This window comes from Vibrio breoganii, from assembly GCF_001677275.1.
Lineage (GTDB): Bacteria > Pseudomonadota > Gammaproteobacteria > Enterobacterales > Vibrionaceae > Vibrio > Vibrio breoganii.
This window is the reverse complement of the sequence record NZ_CP016178.1, coordinates 370929-395576: the sequence shown is the minus strand read 5'-3', so window position 1 is coordinate 395576 and position 24648 is coordinate 370929. Positions and strand designations below refer to the sequence as shown.

Sequence of the window (24648 nt, the reverse complement as noted above, 5' to 3'; positions counted from 1 at the left end):
TTGAAAGAGAAAGTGCAGACCTTTTTTTATTGAAATATCTCTACACCACAAGCCTATTTGTATTATGATAGCGCTTTCATTAGTATAAAGATTGACCATGCTCGCTCGCAAACCTGACCGCCTTACTGCAATGCACAACATAATTGAGCAAGTGAAGCTTGAGCTGCCTCTGTATGAAGATGAAACCTTTGTCTGCGGTACCGGGACTGATTGTGTGGGCTGCCCTAAAAAACTCATGGAGCTGGTTGATACCGAGCTTAGCTACTGGGAGCACTATATCTCAGATGGCACTGCGCCCAACTTTGATGACATTAGGCGCTTTGGCAAGCTGTGCAAGAACGTAAGAAGAGCGTTAGTGCGTAACAACGTCCCCTTGCTCAATTCGACTCCGTAGATTAGCAACAACATGTGGCGGAGCGACTTTTTCTAGCTGCATCACGCATACCTCCGCTTTATTGTCCGAATGGCGGATCTTAAAGTCACATATCGCATACAACTGCTCTGGCTGCTCTGAGATCTCATAGGCTTTTTTCAATGAATCTAGCGCCAGTTTCTGATCATAAGCCTCTTGAAGCACGCCGTTAACATACCAATACTGACTATTGGTTTCGGCAAGCTTTGCTGCACTATCCATGCTTTTCGCAGCTAGCTTTGGCTCATCTAATCGCACCAGCGTCAGAGACTTTGCGTACAATAATCTTGGCTCGTTAGGGAAAGCAACTAGCCCATCATTGAGCACCGTTAACGCCTCATCATCTTGCTTATTAAGGCGATAGCTTTCAGCAATACCTATCCACGCATCAACCCCACCCTTAGAGCGTTCTATCAATTTTCCATAGACATCCCTTGCCGCCTTATAGTCACAAATATGCAGGTAGCCTTGAGCTAAAGCCATCATCGAGGCTTGGGTATCCTCAAGAATCAAGGTAGACGCCCAATCATCAAACAAGGGATCAAATTGCTGCCTTTGAACCGCGTTCAATTCTGCGTAATCGACCACAAGATTTTCAGCGACCGCCATTCTTACATCTAAGACTAAATCGTCCATCAGGGGTGACAGTAAACGCCAGCGGTGAGTCAATTGATACGGCGCTGACGCTTTAACGGAAGCCTCACGAATATCATGATGATTATCCTTAAGCCCGCGAGCGATTGCGATAAGGGCACTTTGACTTGGAAAACTGGTCAACTGCTCTAATGCGTTAATACGCTCAGAGCGTTCGTTGTTTTTGTCCTGTGCGATATATGACAACTGCTCTACCGTTCGATTGGCAGCGCTAGAAGATGGAGAAATTAAGAGCAAGGCCATCATCGCAATTACGGTAATAAGGATGTTCGTTCTTACACTCATCAAAACTTGGCACCAAAGGTATTGCTTGGCTGAGGTTGAGACATGGCCTCTCTTACGATCTTATCGCTAAACTTGCCATGTGCGACGGGGTAGCCCATGACTCGCAGTAAATGTGCAATTGAACGGTCCGCATGTTTATAAAATTTGTGCCAGCCAGCACAAAGGTAATTGAGCCCGGGCTCACCAGAGCGGGTGCGAATAAAGCGATTCTTTGGACACTCACCAAAGCAGGCAAACTTATAATCACATGTGTTGCACTGCTCTGTCAGACTCTTAGTTTTATTAAACCCAAAGCTCTGCTGTTTGCTAGAGAACGCCAAATCATCCAACTTATCGACGTGAATATTGCCAATTTTATACTCTGGATAAACATAATGGTCGCAAGCGAATACGTCACCCGTTGGCTCCATCGCCAAACCCTTACCGCAAAACTCACCTAATGTGCATAATGGGTTTCTGCGCCCCATCCAAGTCTCAACAAAGGCTTCGAAATATTGCACAAACACCTTACCGACATCACGGCTCGCCCACTCATCAAATACCGCAATCAGAAAGTTGCCCCATGCCTCATCCGATACGCACCAAGACTCCATCACAGAGTTTTTTGAGCCCGGGATCAGACGTTTATCACCTTGACGCGGTTGTTGCTGCTCTTCCCATGTCTGAGGTGCGGTATCGCGGAATGTTTTTTGTTCAACAATGGGGATGAACTGCATTTGCGGGGACTTTACTTCGTCACGCAAGAATCGATAAACCTCTAAAGGGTTACGGCTGGTAAGGTTATTGATACAGGTCAGCGTAGCAAAACTCACTTGGTATTCATGGAGCAGTTTCACCGCTTCCATAACTTGTTTGTGTGTACCGCGACCGGCTTTGTTGGTTCGATAGGCGTCGTGATACATGGCTGGGCCGTCAATACTCAGGCCCACCAAAAAGTTATTCTCTTTTAAAAACTGACACCATTTTGCGTTCAGCAAGGTGCCATTGGTTTGCAAATCGTTTGAGATGCTTACGCCAACAGGCTGATATTTTTTCTGCAGTTCAACGATCTTTTCGAAGTAAGGAAGCCCTAATAACGTCGGCTCTCCGCCCTGCCATGAAAAGATAATCTCCGGCGTGTTTTGAGCCTCGATATACTGCTTAATGTATTGCTCAAGGTCGCGCTCACTCATCTCTGGAGAGCACCCCTTCTTGTAGTCCAGCAGGTCTTGCTTGCTTAGGTAATAGCAGTAATTGCAATCAATATTGCACGCAGCACCAATGGGTTTCGCCATTACATGCATTCGCTTTGAGGGTTTGCCGTTAAATTGCGGGCCTTGAGTCAACAACATATCGATACCGTTATCTTGGATGCCAAAAACAGCCTTATTTTAACTTTTGGTTATATCAAAGGCTTGTTATTGCGCATATAACCATTTGGAAAATTGGGAATTGTTAAACTAATGTCTCATTTTTTGACAGAGACCAAATATGACCCTGCGTTTGACGAATTTTCGCCCTTTATTAGCATGGACGCTAGTGTTAACAATGACAGGATGCTCACTATTTGAACCTCACCCTCTGACCACTCAGATCGAAGCCGACATGGTATTCGTTGACGGTGGCGCTTATGTCATGGGGTCCGACGCTGATGATGCCAAAGCCTCAGAACAACCCGCTCACCAAGTGAATGTTGATAGCTTCTATATCTCTAAGTTCGAGGTCACACAGTCTTTATTTGAAGAGGTGATGGGCCATTCAAGAAGCTTCTTTAAAGACCCTCAAATTCCAGTGAATAACTTGAGTTGGCAGCAAGCGAACTACTTCATCGAAAAACTCAATGAAATCACAGGTCAAAAATACCGCTTGCCCACTGAGGCCGAGTGGGAGTTTGCCGCGCGTGGTGGCAATCAATCGAAGGGTTATACCTATAGTGGATCAAACAACATCGATGAGGTCGCATGGCATGCAGGCAACGCTAACAATCGAGCACACCGCGTTGGCCAGAAAAAGCCTAATGAACTAGGACTGTATGACATGACAGGCAATGTAGGCGAATTCACTATCGATGCCTACGAAGCGACATTTTATCGCAGTTCACCAACGCACAATCCAAGTAATGCACAAGATACCAATATTGGCCTTGCCCATAAGTCAGTTCGCGGTGGCAGTTTTTCCTATGCCGACAATGAATCTGAAAACTACCGAAGAGACTTTGCTAGCCAGTCTATAATTATGTCGGATATGGGACTGCGTCTAGTACGGGACGCGCGCTAATTCATTTATAACAAGGACACATGCCCTAATGATAAAACGCTATTGTGCGATGAGCCTGATCGGTCTTGGCCTTATCAGTTCTCCCGCTTTCTCTGCAGAGAGCAAACCTAAGCTTGTGCTACAGATTACTGTAGATGGCTTACGTGGAGACCTATTAGAACGCTATAAACACAACTTTGGCGAGGGTGGCTTTCGTTACCTCATGGATCAAGGGGTGTATTACACCAATGCTCACTATCAACACGGAAACACCGAGACCATTGTAGGCCACGTATCGCTTGCCACAGGTGCTCCCCCCTCAGTACATGGCATGGTGGGTAATGTTTGGTATGACCGCAGTCTAGAACGTCTGATCTATAACGTAGAAGATGGCGACTACAGCTTGCTGACCAGTGGCGCTGATGTGAATAAATCCACCGAGATTGATCCGACACAGCGTGCTGCCACCAAAGATGGCCGCTCCCCAACCCCAATACTGGTGTCCACCTTCAGTGATGAACTCACTGTATCAAATAGTGGCCAATCCAAGGTATTTGGCGTCTCTATTAAGGACCGCGGCGCAATTTCTCTAGCGGGACATACCGGTAAAGCGTTTTGGTTTTCTAAGGCGACCTCTGATTTTGTCACCAGTGACTACTACTACGACGCATATCCTGCGTGGGTAGAGCGTTGGAACGAAAAGGATATTCCTGCACGGTACTCAGGTAAGCGCTGGGAACTGGCACTGGACAGAGAAAAATACACCCTAGAAGAAGTCTCTCAAGAGCAAAAGTTTGATCTGGCCGGTTTTCAACGAACCTTTCCACACCCCTATGGGCCGGCAAGCTTCCAGTATTATTCAACCATGCTAACCGTCAGTCCTGCTGGCGATGAGCTCACTGCGGATTTTACCAAAACCTTACTACAGCAAGAGAAACTGGGCTCTCGAGATGTGACCGACTACTTGGCGGTCAGTTTTTCCTCTAACGACTATGTTTTGCATTTGTATGGCCCTTCAAGCTTAGAGGCAGAGGATAACCTGATCCGTTTGGATAGAACGCTGAAAGCTTTGTTTGAAGACATCGACCATCATGTTGGCTTGGACAACACCTTGATTGTGCTTTCCGCAGACCATGGTGCGCCCGAATCCTCGACCGTTGCAGCCTCTTTAGGCCTGAAGCGTGCACAGTATTTCGACAAGACGACACTGCTTACCGACAATCTCAAGCAAAGACTTAAAAATGAGTTTGGTGTGGGTGAAGAGATCTTCCGACTGTATGCTCAGCCGTATGTGTATTTAAACCATGACGTGGTGAGAGAGAAGAAGATCAACCTTGCTGAACTGCAAGCGGTGATTGCAGAAGAAGCGATGAAGATTGATGGGGTTGCCTATGCGGTAACCAGTTCAGACGTGGCGGCAGGACGTTTAGCCAATACCCATATTAACCAGTTAGTGAGTAATAATTATCAACCTAACCGCTCTGGTGATGTGTATCTAGTGTTTGCACCTCGCACCTATATCAATGATATGGATGGTCTGACTGTGGCTTCGACTCACGGCTCTCCATGGAGCTACGATACTTATGTGCCAGTGATCTTTGCAGGTTTCAATACCAAACCGCAAAAGGTAGAGCGCGCCGTGACACCCTATGATATCGCTCCAACACTATCGAATGTACTCGGCATTACTCCGCCAAGTGGCACTACGGGTGATGTGTTGAAAGAGGTGGTCAACGCCAACTAACCTGGCTTTCATTTGTAACTATTGGCCTCTAGTTCAGTTGCTCTTTAAGTTAATTGCCGTCGTCCCCGAGTGATTTTATCGGGGACCTTTTACACATAACATGAGTCATAAGAGTCACAACCGTCATCTCCGAGTGCTCCTATCGGAGATCTAAGCACTGCAAAAAAAAGGCGGCTCCTTTAAAAGAGCTGCCTTTTTCTTATCTACCCAGTCTAACTAACCGTCTCTTTTGGATGATAAAGCTCCGCTCCAGTCTCTAGAAACTCTTGCGACTTTTGACGCATGCCCTCTAGCGGATCATCTAGCATCTTAATCTCTAACCTCTGGTCTTCGGCTACTTGTTTTGTATCCTTGGCATACTCTCGCACCTCTTGGGAGATCTTCATGGAACAGAACTTGGGGCCACACATAGAGCAGAAGTGTGCGACCTTGCCCGACTCTTGAGGCAGGGTTTCATCATGAAAGGCGCGCGCAGTATCTGGGTCTAGCGAGAGGTTAAATTGATCCTCCCAGCGGAACTCAAAGCGCGCTTTAGACAAGGCATTGTCACGTATCTGAGCACCAGGGTGTCCTTTTGCCAGATCCGCTGCATGCGCGGCCAGTTTATAGGTGATGAGACCGGTTTTAACGTCTTCCTTGTTAGGCAAACCTAAATGCTCTTTCGGTGTGACATAGCAAAGCATGGCGCAGCCATACCAACCGATCAAAGCGGCACCAATCCCCGAGGTAATATGGTCGTAACCCGGTGCGATATCTGTGGTCAGCGGGCCTAGCGTGTAAAACGGCGCTTCATGACAGTGCTCAAGTTGCTCTTGCATGTTCTCTTGAATCATATGCATAGGCACATGGCCTGGGCCTTCGATGATCACCTGTACGTCATATTCCCAAGCCACCTTAGTTAGCTCTCCTAACGTGCGCAGTTCAGCAAACTGCGCTTCGTCATTAGCATCCGCGATTGAGCCTGGGCGCAGGCCATCTCCTAACGATAATGCCACGTCATATTTGGCGCAGATCTCACAGATCTCTCTAAAGTGTGTGTATAGAAAGCTTTCTTGATGGTGGGCCAAACACCACTTAGCAATGATGGAGCCACCGCGAGAGACAATGCCAGTGACGCGTTTCGCTGTCATTGGCACATAACGCAATAACAAGCCTGCGTGTATGGTGAAGTAATCCACGCCCTGCTCGGCTTGCTCAATCAAGGTGTCTCGCATCACCTCCCAATTCAGATTCTCGGCAACGCCATTAACCTTTTCCAATGCTTGATACATTGGCACTGTGCCAATAGGAACTGGGCTATTTCGCAGTATCCACTCACGAGTCTCATGAATGTTTCGTCCAGTGGATAAGTCCATCACCGTATCGGCGCCCCAGCGGGTCGACCACACCAGTTTCTCAACCTCTTCTTCAATGGATGAGCTGACCGACGAGTTTCCTATATTGGCGTTCACCTTAACCAAGAAATTGCGACCGATGATCATAGGCTCAGCTTCTGGGTGGTTGATGTTAGAAGGGATGATCGCGCGTCCTTCAGCCACTTCCCTTCGAACAAATTCAGGGGTGATCTCTTTAGGTAGGTTTGCGCCAAAGTTATGCCCCGGATGTTGATGGTTTAACTGTTCATCCGCAAATTTCTGCCTGCCCATATTCTCTCGAATAGCGATGTACTCCATTTCAGGGGTAATAATGCCTTTTCGAGCATAGTGAAGCTGGGTGACACACTGATTCTCGTTTGCTCGACGAATACGTGGCAGATTGCCGTAGCGCAGATCATCAAGGGTGTCGTCTTGCAAGCGAGACTTCGTATACACAGAGCTCACCTCATCCAATAACGCAGTATCACCGCGCTCTTCTATCCACTGCTCTCTTAGTTTTGGCAATCCGCTATAAAGATCAATGGCGTGTTTTGGGTCTGTATATACACCGGAGGTGTCATAGACATGGATGGGTTCATTGGGCTGGAAAATAGGCACATCTTTAGTGCCTCCCACTAGACTGTCTGCAAGGGCGATTTCACGAACTGGCACCTGAATATCAGCGCGCAGTCCCTGGATATAACACTTAGTGGAATTGGGGTATGGCTCAACAGACAAAGAATCAATAAAGTGTTTCGCGTCTAGCCTTGCTTGTTTACGTGTCGACATAGCATTTTTCCTATTAATTAAGGGTTATCAAATGCTTGGCGGATGGATGCAACAAGAAAGACCATAACTCAGATAGAGCTATGATCTGGGGATAGAGATCTGTGGTGGTGTGATCTCTACTCTTGTTCCCTTCGCAGGTATTAGCCTGATCAGGTTCAACGGATCCCGAGTTAACGGTCTCAGCCTTATGGCACTCCGACAAGTATTTTCGAGTATACAATCCCTTTTCGACGAAGAAAAGATGCAGATTACTCTGCTAAATCAATCGCATACTACTTTATGGGTATAAATGTAAATTAGTGTGATTTTTGTAGACGGATTGCCTTTCTGGATCTAGGATGCGCCGATCTTTTTCAAGACTGTTGATCATAAAATATGACCAGTCATACTGAGAAAGTGGTCTTTTGATTATTACTAAGTGGGAATGCATCAATGGATACATCCAAACTATCATTGCTTAAAAGCTCTATCGCTACTGACATCGCAAATGGCGAGTTAGGCTGGATCAACAAACACGCTTTACTGCGTGGCGAATCAAGCGTAATTGAGAGCTACCTGACTCAAAAAGCGAGAAAGCTAGCTAGAGAAGAAGCGATTACTGGTACAAACGAAGATATGTTCACCATCTACAAATCTTTTTTCAACCAGTTCACTGAAGCGCAAGAAAACACCCAGTGCACTCCATCGACATATCTAGAACGTATGTCGTCGCTCGTAGGATTCGAAGCGGGTAAACGCTGGCATAGCCTATAACATATAGACTAACGACCCTCTTGGTATTTAAGGGCCTGCTGACCTTTTGAGGTTGTTTTTGTAGCGAATTGTTGGGTATTTATACAAGGCAGTCACTTTTAGGTGTGGTGGTTCCACATGAAAAGGGACTAACGCGGTAGAAGTGCCCAACAAACGCTACCCGAAGGGCTCGGCCAGAAGCCATTTACTCGTCGTTAAGCGACTTTTGCTTAGATGACTAGGCGGCAAGCCACTCGCCTTGATTAAATGGCTTCTGGCCAAGCAAAATTCAACCGCAAAAGGTCAGCAGGCCCTATGGAGTGATAATACCAAGTGGGCCTTTTCTCTTCATCACGCTAATCTTTAAAGATCACCTTTGACACTGACTGCACTTGGCTTCGTAACCATTTATGGCCATTTTCTGTGGTTCTACTTGGGTGCCAAAGCATGCAAATATCTTCAGAAATATCTAGAAATGGGGTCTCTAAACTCTGAATTGGATAGTGCTTTGCCATAGTATCAATGGCTGAGGCAGGGAAAAGAGCGATGTAATCCGTTTTACATACCACCGGCAGCATCTCTAATACCCCAGGAGAACGATAAACAATCCTTCGTTTGTTGAGATCTTGAAAGTGGTGGTTAGATAGTATCGCACTTCGGCTTTTCCAACGTGATACTGCAACATGCCCCTCTTGCAAGAACTCGTCTACTGTTATCTCTCCAGATAGCCTTGGATGCTCCTGTCGAGCGATTACTTTTATTGATTCTCTGCCCAATTTAGCGACCTTAAGAGAGGTTCTTTCTAGTGGCTTCATATCAATCACCAAGTCATATCGTTGCAAACGCAAATCTGATTCATGATCCTCCGTAAATAGAGGGTGTACCTCAAGGTCTATGTTGGGTGCTTTTGACTTAATCTTAAGTAAAAGTTCAGGCATCAACTGATAAGCAATGGGCGTCATGCAGGCTATTGAAAAAATGCGCTCCGATATCTTGGGATCGAAATCCCGAGTCGCGGATAGAGTAGAAGTGAAGTTCTTAAACGATGCAGACAATGCAGGATAGATGTCCTCAGCAAAGGTCGTAGGCGTGACCCCTGTTGGGCTTCTGTGGAACAAAGGATCGTCATAAATCTCTCGTAGGCGCTTTAAAGACTTACTGACCGCAGGCTGGCTGACCCCAAGACGATTGGCGGCTTTAGACATACTGCTTTCTTCGTACACTGCGACAAAGAAAGGGATTAAATTTAGCTCAGTACTTTTCATAGGTTCCTATTGTGTTTACCCCAAAGCTAAGATTTAGGGCCTTTGTAGCGCTCATTTAGCCTCGCTAATTGGGGCAAAGCGAGATAATGCGATTTCCTTTGCTCATTTTTTTGATTAGCCAGTCTTCCTATTTCTCGCCATAGAGAACATCCCTTAATAAAAGAAATTTTCTCGTGTTGAATTTGCTTCGCTAGTATTTGCCAATCAGCACTGCTCGACAATGCACTCAATTGTAAGTCACCCGATTGAGAGCGTAATCGCGCATACAAACAGGCACGGATTCGCTGTTCATTACCTAACTTCAATTCTTGAACAAACAGCCACCAAGCAGGCTTAGGTTGGCTGTTATAATAGCGTTTTAACGCCAAATAAAACCCAATAACTGAGATAAAAACAAACAATGTAATCAGTAAGTTATCTTTATAATAGCGCACCCATGAAGAGAAGGTATGAGACACCTTAAAAGACTGCCCCTCAAGTCTCAATTCACGCAACTCACCTTTGTCTGAATCCCACCAAGAAATGGAGTACTCAGGAAAGGAGAGTTCTCCGCCAGTTTGCAGTACATAGACCTCTTCTTCGACTCTCTGAGCTTGATACTGACCTCGATTTTGCGTGTCCGATAACCTGACTGGCTTTGCATACGCTTGATAGCGATTGCTTCTATTCACGCTATCGGTAGCCATTATTGGAGGTAACAACACCGATAAGGTATCTGTTGCCTCAACGCTAATGGTGCGGGTAATGGTATCACCGGCTTTGAGTTCTTGATTAGACTGCTGCCACTGCTGGCTTATTTCAGCCTTAGGGCTATTAATCCACAGCGTTTCTTCCGTCAATAGTCCGCTTGGCAGGCTAGCCGTAAATCGCAACGGTTCAGTGTAGAGGTTGCCTTTCACATTCTCGCCGCTATCAATAGAGACTTGTACCTGCACCGCAAGCGGTGGGATAACAAACTCTCCGCTCTTCTGCGGATATAGGTCAACCTCCCATAACTGTACTGACCAGGTCGCGCCCTTTCGCCTCTCTGCGTAATTAACCGCTAGTTGGGAGCGCTGCTTGGCTATGACATCCGGTATTTCAATGCCACCAATTCGAGTCCCGCCGGTAAACCAGCGCGGTGTCGATACCTCTATATATAGGGTGAGCTGCTCATTGATAGTGACCTGCTCTGGTTGTTTGATATCTTGACGATCATTCAACCAGCTCTTTATCTGCACCCCGCCACTGCGTTGCAACTGCGCTATGTCATTGGCAAGGCTACTTGTCGAAAACGCCATAAACATGAAAGCGATGAAGATAAGACGCCAACCGTTATTTCGCATGACTTGGCTCCTCACTTTGACGGTTAATTAACTCAATTTGAAACTTAGCTCTTAAAAAGAACTTAGGGTCGGACTCCACCTTACGTAGCCACTTATCAGCAAGCTCATTACTGCCCAGTATTTCATTGGCATTGAGCGTCTCTTTTAGCATCATTGCCGCCACCGCTTGGTCTTCAGCGCCATCCCCTGTTTGTGGCTTGTCGCCAAGCTCCATGGAGTCTTCAGGACCATCAGTGGTGCCAGCCTGACTCTCACTGAGCCGGTTCACCTCATCAACAATGGCCTGCATCGCTTTCAAGTTATGCTCCACATCCGTGGTCAGTTGTTCTGATAAATCCCATTTTTCTTGCTTGAGTAGATAGGCGAACAAATCCCTAGCTTTAAGGTACTCACGCTGTCTCGCCAACGCATTGCCTGCATAGAACAGTGACAGGGCTGAGTCTGCATTTAGAAACTGCGCATGAGCCTGTTTAAACTCGCCAGCATAGTAATAGGCGATGCCCTTACGAAGCGGGTCTTGATAATGAATCGCCGCCTCAAGATAGTTTTGTCGATTAAAGTGCCACTGCCCTTGCTGGTCTGGTGTCAGCCATAGATCGGCCCACATTTGAGAAACTTTGTCCCACTGCGTGACTTCCATGCGAGTCTCTGTTGATTCGGCTTTGTGCATCTCGAGTGATGCATAAGCGTTATTCACAGACAGAGCAGGCGTGAAAATACAAAACAGCAGCGCCCATTGAACCAGCCAACCCTTTCTAAACCAAAACAGCAGCAATAAAGCGATAGGCACTAGCAAGTAATACCCCATGTCTTGCCATGGCATTGCTGACTCATTGTTAAGCTGCATATGACGTTCAATCTTTCGATTTAATGCGTTGATATCGGCATCATCAATGGAGATCACCTCTATGCTTCCACCGCTTTCACTCGCTAATTGCTTTAACGAGTTGAGGTCCATTGGGTTACTGCTTTGCACTTGCTGGTTGCCTGCGGCTAGAACAAGCAGTTGATGTCGACTTTGATTAAAGTATTGGGCAAGTGGTTCGAGGCTGTTTGGTGTAATACCATCACTAATAAGAAGTACGGTGCCCGCTTTATCACTCGCTAATTGTTCATCGATAAGCGCTATGATGCTGTCCGCTTTCTTTCCCTCGACAGGCATAATGCTAGGCTCAATGGCGGCTAAGAAAGGAGCGAAAACAGAACTGTCTTTGGTCATTGGCATGGCAAGGTGGGCTGTGCCCGAATACACCACTAGGCCTGTCTGCCCGCCACCGCGAAGCGCTAAGAGATCCTGCACCTTCTGCTTTGAACGCTCTAACCTACTAGGTGGTAAGTCCTCGTTGAGCATTGAGGGGCTGTTATCCAACGCAATCAGTAGTGATGCCTTGTCTTCACCAAAAGGTGATGGCGCTCTTTGCCAGGTAGGCCCTGCGCAGACAATAATGGCCATTAGCATAGAGACAAATAGCAACTTTAGAGGCAGTTGCTTTCGCCACCCCATATCGCCGATGGTCAAAGGCTTTCTTAGATGATCTGGCAGCAAGGCTTGCCAACTGCCAACGGTATCATGCTTCCAACGCAGATAGACCACGGCCATTAGTGGGGCAAGAGCAAGGAGCCATAGCGGCCTAATGAAATGAAATTGAGTAAACACTTGTTGCCACAAAAGAGAATCAAACATCCGTTCTCTCCTCTTGTATCTCGTTGGTATTGGTTCTCGCCATTCGTTTCACTGTACTGACCATGAAGGCCAGCAAATACAGGGCAACCACCAGCATAATTGGGTAGGCATGCACGCTGGTTTTAGGGCGATAGGTTGAGCTCTCATAGAGCTGTGGCTCAAGCTCGCCAATTTCTTCATACGCTCGGGCCAGAGCTTCTCTATCCAGAGCCTCAAATGCCTCACCACCGGTTTCTGAAGCAATTCGAGCAATGGTGTCCATATCCAAGGCCTGTTCACCCACAGTGGTGGGATCGCCAATGGCAATCACATGGATCTTCACCCCCTTCGCACTGGCAACCTTAGCGGCATCGATTGGCTCAACGAAGCTTCCCGTATCATTGCCATCGGTTAGCACAATCGCGACCTTTTCACGTGCCCCTTCTGCACTCGCTTGAGCACTGTTTTCAAACACCTTAATAGCCAAGCCTATAGCATCACCCAGATAGGTACTGGCCCCTGCCATCCCAACATCGGTTTGCTGCAAAAGGTTTAGCCATACCGTTTGGTCAGCAGTAAAGGGGGTTTGAATGAAGGCCGCATCGCCAAATAAGATAAGCCCTAATCGGTCGCCTTTTCTTGATTCGACGAAGGTTTCTAGCACCTCTTTTACCGCATCCAGCCTAGAGATTTTGTCACCCGTTTGCGAAGTGAAGTCTTGCTCAGCCATAGAGCCAGACAAATCCACGACGACCATCACATCACGCCCCAAGCGCTCACGTGTTTGAGGTTCGCCGAGAATCGTCGGTTTACACAAGGCAAAGATCACTAAACACCATGACATCACCAAGATGCATCGTTGCCACAAGGACGGGCGTAATTGACTGGCACCCTCGCTCGGCAACTCTCCTAAAGCCTTAAGCAAGACGCCAAAAAAAGGCACCTTTATGGCAGACTGCTTGGTGCGATAGGCCGGAATGAGCCAGTGCACCAACAGCGGTAAAGGCAGAGCCAATAACCAATAGGGATGCAACAGCTCCAGAGAAGAATCAAGCATTACTGATCTCCCCGGATACAGTTTGAGCTAGGGTAAGGTGTCGCTTCACCCATGCCTGACTATCAGCAATCAAGGCCAAGAGTTCCGCCTTGCTAAGGGCGTTTTGCTGCACAAGCAAAGATTGCGGCCAGTGCGACCATTGACTTGCAAATACATCAAGGCCAGGCTTAGTCTGAGCATCAAGAGATTGCAGAAAAGGCAGCCCATATAACGATCGTGTTTGCGGATTAACCGCCAACAATACTGTCCTCAAAACGCTATACACATCTTGAGAGATCTGCTGATGATAGGCTTTATCTGCCTCCTGTGAGGTTTTGCACGCTTGTAACAGTAAACCCAAACTGGCTATGGCCTCGCGCCGATATCGGTTGCCCCACCAACGCTGCAAGCTTTTATAGGTCCAAACGATAGCAAAGGCCGATGCAATGACAGTGACCACTTTCCAACCTATGGTTTGCGGCATCCAACTCACTGACGGTGCCACAGCAACCTCGACAATATCACGCAACATATAACTTTGCGGTGGAGTATGTACCGTCATCGATGTACTCCCATACCACGCTTAAATTGCTCTAGATGATTGCCTGATGTATCTAGATGAATCAAAGGCAGCCCTTTTGCGGCCATCAAACGTACCAGCTGACTCTTTTTGAGCTCTTGATGTTGCTTTAATCCGAGGTTCGCTTGTTTGAGCTTTGCAGATTCACTGATATTAAGCTGATGGGTACCGTCTCCCATTACCCAGTTAGAGCGAGAAGGAAGTTCTTCTTCAAGTCGGTCAGAGATCAATACCGTTAGCACATCATTATGGGCCTGAAGCTGCTGCAACCTATCAACATCTGACTCCTTTGCCCCATGCCAATCACTAAGCACTATGACGGTAGAGCCTTTGGTTGCCACGCGGGTAATGACTGACATCAACTGCCCAAATGAAGCCGATTCACTATCTTGAGAGGAAACGTTAAGAGACTGATTAGCTTCGGCAAGGCAATGTAGTCGATGTAACAAATGGGAGCGGCTTCGCTGCGGCTTGTACCAATCAACGCTATCCGGCCTTGCGATAACAAAGCCCACTCGATCACTGTCCTTAAGCACTCGCCAAGCACTCAAAGCCGCAATCTCAGCAGCGACGACCGATTTCATTACCTCGATAGAAGAAAAAAACAGACTGGAGCGCTGATCAACACACAAAATAACGTTGCGATCTTTTTCTTCTGTGTAGGCGCGCACGTGCGGCTTACCTGTGCGCATTGTGACTTTCCAATCAAGGTTGCGAATATCATCGCCATTTTGATAGTGACGCAGCTCTTCAAAATTTAATCCACGGCCACGAAACAGGGATTGGTGGCGGCCAGACAAAATAGTGCCCGCCTTCAATTGGGGTAAAAAGGAGAAAGCACCCACCTGCCCTTGCAGTTGAACTAAGCGAGCATATTGACAATAGATTCGAGCATCACCGGTTTCACGTTGAGCTGATTTCATAGTGTTACCTCCGCAAAGCGACTAGCCGATGGCTACGGTATCAAGAAGCTCATCGACTATCTGCTTCGCAGAAATCCCTTCTGCCAGTGCGTCATAACTTTGAGTATGTCGGTGCCCAAGTACGCCATGAGCAACTGCTCGAACATCATCCGGCTGCACGTACTCTCTTCCTTTTAACCAAGCATACGCTCGTGAACACTTATCAAGAGCAATAGTCGCACGTGGGCTTGAGCCAACTTGAATCCAGCGCGAGAGATTTGATTCAGGGTAGCGATCTGGATGTCGCGTCGCCATGACTAGGGCAACGATATAACGCTCAGCGATCTCCGATACCTCGACTTTGGCAATTTCTTCTCTTGCCTTAAGCACGTGCACGGGATCGATCGAGGTTATGTTTTGTTGTTGTGATTGAGTATTGCTTGAGGTCTCTTCAGAGCGTACCAAGCGCATGATGTCCATCTCAGCATCATCGTCAGGATAATCCACCGTTACCTTTAAGATAAAACGGTCCATTTGCGCCTCGGGCAAAGGGTATGTCCCTTCTTGCTCTATGGGGTTTTGTGTCGCCAATACCATGAACAAATCAGGCAGTTGATGCGTCTCGTCACCCACAGTAATGGTGCCCTCTGCCATTGCTTCTAGAAGCGCGGCCTGCACCTTAGCGGGTGCGCGGTTTATTTCATCCGCCAGCACAATACTGTTAAAGATAGGACCTGGCTGAAAGTACAGTTGTGGCTTACTCTTGCCCGAACCATCCGCAACGTCTTGATAGACCTCAGTGCCCGTGACATCCGAGGGCAACAGGTCGGGGGTAAATTGAATACGGCCAAAGGATGAGTGCAGTGCATCCGCTAGTGCCTTCACTGAGCGGGTTTTTGCGGTTCCCGGAAGTCCCTCTAGCAATACATGACCGTTAGTTAGTAAACCTAACACTAAAGACTCAACAACGTGTCGCTGTCCAACAACAGACTGCTCTACCTGAGAGACTAACGCTGCAACCGCTTCTTGTGACGCACTCATAATTCATCCTCAAACATCGAATATCTCTATTCTACGCAAGATAAACATAACTAATGGTTATACAGGTTCGTCGTTATAGCTTAGCTCGCAATCCTTTAATCACCTCTGGCGGGGCATATTTCTCAAGCTCAGTGATGCATTGACGCGCTTGGAACTCGATACTCGAGTCTTTGCTGTATTTCACTAACATCTCGCATCGAGCGTAGAGTTGCTGAGGGTTACCGCTGACTCTAAAGGCTTTATCCAGTGCTTTTGATGCCTGCGACACGCTTGTCGATTCCAACGACAAGCCATACAGATACCAATACTGTGCATTGTCGGGCTCAACCTCTGTCGCTTGCTGCAGATATTGAGTGGCTTGACTATTTTTGCCTTGGCGCAACAACGACAATGCTGCGCTGTATCTTAACGCACCGGATTTTGGCTGTGCCTTAATGCCCTGTTCAAGTGTCGAGAACACTTGTGGCTCTTTTTCTTGTACGCGATAAAGGTCGGCAAGATTCACATAGCTATTGGCAAAATAGGGCTCAACCGCTATTGCTCCCTTATATTCCTTGATCGCTTGTGCATAATCACCTTGCACTCGATAGACGTTGCCTAAGTTGGTCCGCCCAAAGCCTCTGTCAGAGTTAAATTCTTGTATCTCCATGTACTCTTGCAATGGCTTGGCTAGGACTTGCTTTTGCTGCTCGTTTAACTCAGACCAGTAAACCACCAGCGCGCTTGCCGCTTCTGTGCGCACGCCTAGTACTTTGTCTTCCAGTAATGGCACGAGTATTTGCCAGCGGTCTCTTGGTTTAAAGCCAGCAGAGCCTTGCACCGCAGAAACTCGAATCAACTCACTGTCATGCTTCACTGCCCGCGCAAGCGCCACTGTGGTGTTCTTTCCTTGATAAGGCGCTAAACGACTGGTGGCAGAGGCCCTGATAATCTCCCTTTGAGTATTATCTTGCGCCGTATAGGCCAGCGCATCTTCAGCCCCTTGATAGCCAATTTCTGCCGCATAAAATGCCACTGCGAAGTGTTGCTGATTTTGATGTTTTGAATTGGGGAACCATTTTGCTAATGACTCAGATGCCCATTCATTGGTTTGGTCTTCATGGCAAGAGGTGCACACATTAGGCGTACCTAAATGGGTGCTGAGATCTGGCCTTGGGATCTGCCAGCTATGATCGCGTCGTGGATCCACCTGCATATAGGTCGTCTCAGGCATGTGGCAAGTGGTACATTTTGAGGCTTCAGAGTCTTTGTCGTGGAAGGTATGGTTTTCCGGTGAGAAGTTCGTCGGCAAATGGCACTGGCTACACACCGCCTCTTCGGCGATTTCCAGCTTGGCTGTGTGCGGGTTGTGACAGTTAGTACAACTCACCCCTTTTTCCGCCATTTTTGATTGGAGAAAAGAGCCATAGACATAATCCTCATCAAAGATTTGCCCATCCGCATGATAAAGCTCTGGCGTAATAAGGCTCAAACGATAGCGGTCGAGTAAGTTACCCTGTACATGGTCTTCATCTTCGGTCAGTTGCGTACGACGGCTGTGGCATTGGGCACACATGGTCATTTGGTCGGTAGGGTGAATGCTCTTAGGTTGCAGGGCTGGCATGTTTTCTTCAAATACCCACTCTTTCACGGCTTTTGAAAGGTCGCGGTCAAACCCCAGATGAGCAGCCTGACTGCTTCTATCGCCGTTTGCCCAGGTCATATGCTCTTGGCCTTTTCCATGGCAAGCCTCACATCCTACGTTGATCTCAGACCAAGTGGTGGCGTAGGTGTCTTTTTCACGGTCGTAGTTCTTTTCTAAATTAGTTGAATGGCAATCGGCACACATGAAGTTCCAATTTTGCCCTGAGTTAGTCCAGTAGAACTCATCGGTGGGTGTTAGATCTGGATAGAGGTGAAACCAGAGCTGGCCGCCTTCTTCTTTTGAGCGAGAGTCCCAAGCAAATGGAATCAACTGGACACGACCATCCTCAAACTCAACCATATATTGCTGAAGAGGATCGTAGCCGAAGGTATATTTGATCTGATAATCACGATATTGACCGTCGTCACCTTGAATATTGACCCAATATTGCTCGCCCTTTTTGAAGAAGCGATTTTCGACCCCTGCAAACTCGAACCTAGCGTCATTGAAGTCACCCAATACACTCGCTTCATCTGCGTGTTTCATTGCCATTTCATGATCAGAGCCTAGCCACTGTTGATACTCCTGCTGATGACAATCAAGGCAAACCTTGCTTCCCACAAACCCTGAGTCTTCAGCCTGCGCAACTGCTAGAGCTAACCCAACCCCCATCGTTGCGATGAACAAAATTAGCTTCCTGCCAAATCGTTTCAACATACTACCCTTATAGCGAACGTACTTTCAATTTTCCTATTAATAACAATAGCTTAAAAAGAAAGACCAGAACCAAATAAATGGCTCTGGTCTTAGGTTTCTACAACTTATTTTATTTATTCTGCGGGGTTTGCAGTTTTTCCATTACCTGATCCAAGCTAAAGCTTGCTGCTTTTTGTCTTGGAGGAAATTCCTCGAAGGTTGCCAAGTACTTGCCTACGTAGGCCTGTGCAGGCACTAGCATAAAGGCGCGGTCTAGCATCCAATCGTAGTAGGTATTGGAGGTTCTATCGGCAACCTCGTAAGGGTCCATTCTTAGGTTGAAGATCTTTGGAACGCGAAGCGGTGTGAACGGTTCAGCCCAGATGTTCAAGGTTCCTGTGGAGCGTTGCTCTAGGAACACCACCTTCCACTTGTTGTAACGAAGAGCGGCAAGATCACCGTCATCGGTAAAGTAGAAGATCTCTTCTCGGCGACCCTGTTCTTCTTCACCCGTTAGGTGTGGTAAGAAGTTATAGCCATCAAGATGAACCTTGTACTTGGTATTACCAACAGAGGTGCCTTTCACCAATTTTTCTTTGATTTCTTCATCACCAGCAGCCGCGGCAAAGGTAGGTAACCAATCCATGTGATGCATGATCTCATTGGACACGCTTCCCGCTTCTATCTTACCCGGCCAGCGAACCATTGCAGGAACACGATAAGCCCCTTCCCAGTTGGTGTTTTTCTCTCCGCGGAACGGTGTTAAGCCCGCATCTGGCCACGTGTTCATGTGGGGTCCATTATCTGTTGAGTAAAACACTATGGTGTTGTCTGTGATTCCGAGATCATCGACCGCTTTCAGTAGCTCCCCAACATGGTTATCGTGTTCGACCATACCGTCAGCATAGTTACTGATGCCTGTGGAACCAGCGAGTTCTGCTTTCACATGGGTTCTAAAGTGCATTCGGGTGGCATTCCACCAGACAAAGAAAGGCTTGTCGGCTTTTACTGAGCGCCCCATGAAATCGATGGCCGCCGCTAAGGTCTCATCATCGACTGTTTCCATACGCTTACGCGTTAGTGGCCCTGTATCTTCAATCTTGCCATCAGCATAAGATTTTATAACGCCGCGCGGGCCAAACTTCTTACGAAACTCAGGGTCTTTCGGATAATCGATATTCTCAGGCTCTTCCTCTGCATTGAGGTGATAGAGGTTGCCAAAGAATTCGTCAAAGCCATGTGCGGTTGGCAAGTGCTCATCCTTGTCGCCAAGGTGGTTCTTACCAAACTGACCCGTGGCGTAACCCATAGGCTTGAGCACTTCGGCGATGGTGACATCTTCTGCCTGTAAGCCAAGATCAGCACCGGGCAAACCCACCTTACTCAGGCCAGTGCGAAGAACACTTTGACCCGTAATGAAGGTAGAGCGACCTGCGGTACACGACTGCTCGCCGTAGTAATCAGTGAACATCATGCCTTCTTTCGCAATTCGGTCGATATTTGGGGTTTTGTAGCCCATCAAACCAAAGGTGTACGCACTGATATTGGACTGGCCAATATCATCGCCCCAGATAACCAAGATATTCGGTTTATCCGCAGCAACAGTGGCGGTCGATACCCCCATTAGTACCGATGCTATGATAGCTAACCTGCGTTTAGCACCCTTAAAAGACTTCATAGAAACTCCTTGTCGTGTATTCCTAGAGCTCAATCTCGAAGAGTTCGAAATTGAGCTCAGTAAGCAACATCAGTTATACGCTTAGCCATTGAGTTATAGGCTAAAAATTAACCATATGCGACAAGATGCAGCTTTTCTTTAGGTGTGCTCCGCTAATAAGTTATTGACCTGATTAACACGAGCTTCAGGGGAGTGGCTATGACCTCCTATCCAAAGATATAGGCTCGGTATGACAAACAAGGTCACTACTGTGGTGAGCAGCATACCGCTGAAGATCACGATACCCACAGAAAAGCGTGTCTCTGAACCTGCCCCTGTCGCAATCAACATAGGTATAGAACCAAGAAGTGTGGTCATTGCCGTCATCACAATTGGGCGAAGGCGCTGCTCAGATGCATTAAGAATCGCTTGTTTAACGTCTTGACCGCGATCTCTTAGCTGATTGGCAAACTCTACGATCAAAATGCCATTTTTGGTCGCCATGCCAATGAGCATTAGCATCCCAAGCTGGGAATAGAGATTAAAACTATCTCCAGCTAACAAGATACCAATCAGGCCGCCCAATAATCCTATCGGTACCGTTAACATGACAATTGTTGGACTCACAAAACTTTCGAACTGCGCGGCAAGCACCAAGTAAGAGACAAACAGTGACAAGGCAAAGATAAGCCACACTTCACGTTGATTGTCGTAGTAATCTTTAGACTCTCCCGCGTAGTCGTAGGTATAACCCGGCGGCAGTAACGGTGATGCTTTTTGCTCTAGGTAATTCAGAGCGCCACCTAACGTCACTCCATCCATTAAGTTTGCTTTAAGAGTAATGGACTTCTTGCGTTGATAATGAAATAGACCACGCGCAGACGCTACGTCATTTACAGACACTAAGATATCTAAAGAGATCAACTCGCCCTCTTTCGAGCGAAGATACACCTTACTCAGATCCGCCGCAGAGTTAAATTGAGCTTCATTGGCCTTAAGGTAGACGTCATACTCTTCACCAGACTCTTCAAAGCGGGTTTCTGTTGCGCCCCCAAGTAACACTTCTAGGGTTGAGGCGATCTCGTTAACACTGACACCCAGGTCTCGAGCGACTTCTCGATTTACCGTCAATAAAATCTCTGGCGTGGTCGGGTTGTAATCAAGCTTAATGCCATCCATCTTACCACTCGATTCCGCTGACTTTTCCAGCTCTTTGGCGATCTCATAGATGACGTCATGCTCTTCACCCTGCAGCACAAACTGCACGGGTTCACCCATTCCTCCACCAAAGCCAGGTTGATAGGGGAACACCTGCACGTCAGTCACATCACGGGTCAGTTCTTTAATATGATTGACCACTTCTGTGGCATTCATCTCTCTATCGTTCCAGTGTTTAAGCCGGATAATAAAGAAGCCTTGATGGTCTGCCCATGTGCCAAAAGCGGGTGTAGAATAATTAAGCGAGGCCACAGGACCTTCTTCTGAGGCAAGTGGCATCAAGCGATCGTTAATTTGCTCCATACTCTTAAGCATTCGCTCATAACTGGTGGCTTCTATACCGCCAACATAAACGTTCACCGCACCTCGGTCTTCCACTGGCGCAAAAGCTCGCTGCTGCTGTTGATAGACAAAGTAAAGCCCCGCAGAGCAGACGATAAGCACAAATAGAGAGAAGGTTTTCCACTTCAGAACCGATTCTAAGCTCTTGCGATAAACAGCCTGGATACGACTCACGCCCTTATCCACAGCCAAACAAACGCGGTTAGGCTCTTCAAGTTCTTTACGGAACAATAGCTCGCTTAGCACGGGACCAAGAGTAAGGGCGGCGATGGATGAAAAGCCCACAGCGGCAGATAAGATAACCGCAAATTCTGCGAACATATTGCCTAGCTTTCCCTCTAGAAAGATCAAAGGCAGGAAGGTCATGATCAACACCAGTGTGGTGGCGATTACCGCAAAGTTAAGCTCTTTGGTTCCCTTAAACGCCGCCACCATAGCAGGCGCACCGTTTCGCCTATGGCGCACAATGTTTTCCACCACAACGATGGCATCATCCACCACTAAGCCTATGGCCAGAATCAAGGCCATCAGTGTGACGAGATTGATGGAGTAACCACATAAGTAAGCCACAGAAAATGCCGAAATAAGGGAAACAGGGACGGTTATCGCAGGGACAATCGTGGTCGAGAGTCGTCCCAAAAAGAGATACAGCACTAACGTCACCAGTACAGCAGTAATGGCCAACGTAATGTAGACCTCTTTTATGGCCTCACGGATAAAGACAGTACTGTCGTAATCAACCTGTAGATCAACCCCTTCGGGTAAAAAGTGCTGCAGTGATTTGAGCTCATCCAGAACAGAATCCGATACCGTCAAAGGGTTTGCTTGAGACATAGCCACAATGCCAAGACCCATACTATCGACGTTATTGGCTTTAAAGGTGGTGGTCTCTTTTTTGGCACCTATGTAGACATTGGCTATGTCCTTCAAAAGCACTGATTCACCGTCTTTCTCGGCAATTTGTAGCTGCTCAAAGTCTTCGGCTTTTTGATACAGACGCTCTAAACGAACCACCACATTCAGTGATTCATTCCTTACATACCCAGCAGGGAGCTGCAGGTTCTCTGCCCGCAGTGCTTGCGCCACGTCAGTGGTGGTTAACTGGCGTGCGGCAAGATCTTCTGGGTTGATCTCCACATACAACACGCGCTCAATCACACCTGAGGTATTGATGGAACTGACACCCGGCACCAAGCTTAGGCGTTCAATTAATATGCGCTGTGCATAGTCACTCAATTCGATGCGATCGTGCTTAGTGCTGGTGAGATTGAGCCACATGAACGGGTCACCCTCACTGCTGTTCTTGCGCACAATAGGTTCATCAACATCATCAGGCAGACTGCCACGTGCTCGGCTTACGGCATCGCGCACATCACTGACTGCTTGGATCATGTCGTAGCCAGACTTGAAGGTGATGTTGATGCCTGACCAACCATCCCATGAAGAGGACCAAATATAATCAATACCATCGATACCGCTAAGTTGGTCCTCGATAGGCTTAGTTATTTGACTCTCAACAATGGATGAAGCACTACCGCCATAGGAGGTACCCACGGAAACCACACTCGTTTCAACATCGGGCATTTCTCGAACGGCCAGCATACTTGCGCCAACCAAGCCAAACACAATAAACAGAATGTTTAACACTATCGCCGAGGTTGGGCGATACATTGCGAAATCGGACAGTTTCATGATTAAACGTCACCACTTGGCAAATGAGTGTCTACCGTTTCAATGACTTCCACTTCTGCATTTTCACGCAGCTTCACCGTTCCGCGATAAACAATTTCCTCTCCGATCTCCAGCCCCTCAAGGACTTGTACTTTCTCACCCGTGCGCTCACCCAGTGTCACTATTCGCTTTTCTACATGACGTTTTTCTACTTTGCTGTCTTGCACCACATACACAAAGCGCTCATGCCCTCGATACACCACTGACTGCAAAGGAACGGTGACTTCGGCTTGCGCCGGCAGCGGTAATTCACCCAGCACAAGACTGCCTGGGGTTAAGTCTGCCTCATCATTGTCGATGCGAAACTGCACTTGGATGTTTTGCGTTTGACTGTTTACTCGGCTATCTAAACTTGTCAGGGTAGCCTTTACAGACTTCGCCCCTTCGATGCTGGAGAGTTTAGTGGTTTGTCCGACCTTAAGTTGACGCAGATACTTAGCGGGAAGAGCCACATTCAATCTAAGATGGCTCGAGTCATCAAGCGTAGTTAATACGCTCTCGCTTTCTACATTTTGCCCAATAGTAATATCGACTAGGCCCAATGTACCTGAGAATGGAGCAGTGACTCGCTTATCTTGAAGCGTTGCCTTAGCGAGATCTAGCTCAGCCTTTTGCATTTCAACGTTAGCCAGCGCTGCGTCCACATCTCCTTGCGGAACGGCGCCATTAGGCAAGAGTCGCAGCAAATTACTGTGTTGGCGTTGAAGCTCTTTCAAGCTCGCGGCTTCTCGCTGAACCACAGCGCGCTGATGTCTATCATCAAGCAAAAATAGTAATTGTCCTTTCTTAACTTCCTCTCCCGATTTCACTAAAACCTTTGAGACCTTTCCTTTCTCTTCTGGCTTGATATCGACGGATTGGTGAGCAAACGTATTGCCCAACATATGAACGCTACGCTCAAGGGTATCCTGCCCTGCAAAAGTCGTATCCACGGTCAAAGCGCTCGACAGTGTTGGCGCTTCTTTTTCGGTCGTATGAAGGGAAAATGCAGAGAACCCCGCGATGGAGAGAATAACTGCAATCAGTGCGTATTTTTTCATTGTGCTTGGAAAGGCTTAATGGTGTAGAAATGTGGCGCTATTCTACTTGTTGTGTATGAGACTAGATAATATTGATCTCATAATTTGACGCCTATCTCAAAAATCGCGACGTTAAATATTGCTACAAAATGATACTGATTCTGGCACCTCAGGTTATTAGGGTTCTTGAACCCCTCATATACAAAGCATTTATCGTTAGTCTCCCATTCCATTGATAAAGCAAACCCTTGGTTTATTACCAATGGTTATACAGTCTATAAAGCGACAACACCCATCTTGAAAATTACATTATGTGCCAACAGCAGTTCAGATAAGTCATCTT

At 47.3% G+C, this 24648-nt stretch carries 18 protein-coding genes and 1 riboswitch; of the genes, 4 read left to right on the top strand and 14 right to left on the bottom strand.

Features of this window, described 5'->3' with window-relative positions:
• Positions 1-97 precede the first annotated feature (97 nt).
• Positions 98-394, top strand: a complete 297-nt coding sequence (locus A6E01_RS14820; RefSeq protein ID WP_026026125.1) for a hypothetical protein — start codon at positions 98-100, stop codon at positions 392-394.
• Here A6E01_RS14820 and A6E01_RS14815 read toward each other — a convergent pair.
• Positions 353-1351 (bottom strand): tetratricopeptide repeat protein, encoded by a 999-nt coding sequence (locus A6E01_RS14815; RefSeq protein ID WP_065210570.1) that lies wholly within the window; start codon positions 1349-1351, stop codon positions 353-355. The genes A6E01_RS14820 and A6E01_RS14815 overlap by 42 nt on opposite strands.
• The gene (locus A6E01_RS14810; RefSeq protein ID WP_065210569.1) at positions 1351-2682 is read right to left on the bottom strand and encodes an anaerobic sulfatase maturase; all 1332 of its coding nucleotides are present in this window, start codon (positions 2680-2682) and stop codon (positions 1351-1353) included. The genes A6E01_RS14815 and A6E01_RS14810 overlap by 1 nt, the downstream gene beginning before the upstream one ends.
• Before the next feature lie 139 nt (positions 2683-2821).
• On the opposite strand from A6E01_RS14810, the gene A6E01_RS14805 reads away from it, so the two are divergent.
• Both A6E01_RS14805 and A6E01_RS14800 read left to right on the top strand, forming a co-directional pair.
• The gene (locus tag A6E01_RS14805; protein WP_065210568.1) at positions 2822-3607 is read left to right on the top strand and encodes a formylglycine-generating enzyme family protein; all 786 of its coding nucleotides are present in this window, start codon (positions 2822-2824) and stop codon (positions 3605-3607) included.
• Positions 3608-3656: 49 nt separating this feature from the next.
• Positions 3657-5330 (top strand): alkaline phosphatase family protein, encoded by a 1674-nt coding sequence (locus tag A6E01_RS14800; RefSeq protein ID WP_065211019.1) that lies wholly within the window; start codon positions 3657-3659, stop codon positions 5328-5330.
• Positions 5331-5542: 212 nt separating this feature from the next.
• On the opposite strand, the gene thiC is transcribed toward A6E01_RS14800, so the two are convergent.
• Positions 5543-7474: a phosphomethylpyrimidine synthase ThiC gene (thiC, locus tag A6E01_RS14795; RefSeq protein WP_065210567.1), complete on the bottom strand. Its 1932-nt coding sequence runs from the start codon at positions 7472-7474 to the stop codon at positions 5543-5545.
• A 109-nt stretch (positions 7475-7583) separates the two neighbouring features.
• Positions 7584-7682: riboswitch (TPP riboswitch) on the bottom strand.
• Between the two features lie 224 nt (positions 7683-7906).
• Here thiC and A6E01_RS14790 point away from each other — a divergent pair.
• Positions 7907-8227, top strand: coding sequence for a hypothetical protein (locus A6E01_RS14790; RefSeq protein WP_065210566.1), 321 nt, complete (start codon positions 7907-7909; stop codon positions 8225-8227).
• A 335-nt stretch (positions 8228-8562) separates the two neighbouring features.
• Here A6E01_RS14790 and A6E01_RS14785 read toward each other — a convergent pair whose 3' ends face one another.
• From A6E01_RS14785 to A6E01_RS14735, 11 genes are all read right to left on the bottom strand, one after another.
• The gene (locus A6E01_RS14785) at positions 8563-9471 is read right to left on the bottom strand and encodes a LysR family transcriptional regulator (protein ID WP_065210565.1); all 909 of its coding nucleotides are present in this window, start codon (positions 9469-9471) and stop codon (positions 8563-8565) included.
• Positions 9472-9497: 26 nt separating this feature from the next.
• Positions 9498-10796, bottom strand: a complete 1299-nt coding sequence (locus A6E01_RS14780) for a BatD family protein (RefSeq protein WP_065210564.1) — start codon at positions 10794-10796, stop codon at positions 9498-9500.
• Positions 10786-12480, bottom strand: a complete 1695-nt coding sequence (locus A6E01_RS14775) for a VWA domain-containing protein (protein ID WP_065210563.1) — start codon at positions 12478-12480, stop codon at positions 10786-10788. Before A6E01_RS14775 ends, A6E01_RS14780 begins: the two co-directional genes overlap by 11 nt.
• Positions 12473-13516, bottom strand: coding sequence for a vWA domain-containing protein (locus tag A6E01_RS14770; RefSeq protein ID WP_065210562.1), 1044 nt, complete (start codon positions 13514-13516; stop codon positions 12473-12475). Before A6E01_RS14770 ends, A6E01_RS14775 begins: the two co-directional genes overlap by 8 nt.
• Positions 13509-14057 (bottom strand): DUF4381 domain-containing protein, encoded by a 549-nt coding sequence (locus A6E01_RS14765; RefSeq protein ID WP_065210561.1) that lies wholly within the window; start codon positions 14055-14057, stop codon positions 13509-13511. The genes A6E01_RS14770 and A6E01_RS14765 overlap by 8 nt, the downstream gene beginning before the upstream one ends.
• A complete protein-coding gene (locus A6E01_RS14760) occupies positions 14054-14998 on the bottom strand; it encodes a DUF58 domain-containing protein (protein WP_065210560.1) in 945 nt (314 codons plus the stop codon). The genes A6E01_RS14765 and A6E01_RS14760 overlap by 4 nt, the downstream gene beginning before the upstream one ends.
• Positions 14999-15019: 21 nt before the next feature.
• Positions 15020-16018 carry an AAA family ATPase gene (locus A6E01_RS14755; protein ID WP_065210559.1) on the bottom strand — a complete coding sequence of 333 codons (999 nt, stop codon included), beginning with the start codon at positions 16016-16018 and terminating at the stop codon, positions 15020-15022.
• Positions 16019-16091: 73 nt separating this feature from the next.
• Positions 16092-18359 carry a multiheme c-type cytochrome gene (locus A6E01_RS14750; protein WP_065210558.1) on the bottom strand — a complete coding sequence of 756 codons (2268 nt, stop codon included), beginning with the start codon at positions 18357-18359 and terminating at the stop codon, positions 16092-16094.
• Between the two features lie 109 nt (positions 18360-18468).
• Positions 18469-20016 carry an arylsulfatase gene (locus tag A6E01_RS14745; protein WP_017027937.1) on the bottom strand — a complete coding sequence of 516 codons (1548 nt, stop codon included), beginning with the start codon at positions 20014-20016 and terminating at the stop codon, positions 18469-18471.
• 138 nt (positions 20017-20154) lie between these two features.
• Positions 20155-23247, bottom strand: coding sequence for an efflux RND transporter permease subunit (locus tag A6E01_RS14740; RefSeq protein WP_065210557.1), 3093 nt, complete (start codon positions 23245-23247; stop codon positions 20155-20157).
• Positions 23248-23249: 2 nt separating this feature from the next.
• On the bottom strand, positions 23250-24326 hold the full coding sequence (locus A6E01_RS14735; protein ID WP_065210556.1) for an efflux RND transporter periplasmic adaptor subunit: 1077 nt from the start codon (positions 24324-24326) through the stop codon (positions 23250-23252).
• Positions 24327-24648: the final 322 nt, after the last annotated feature.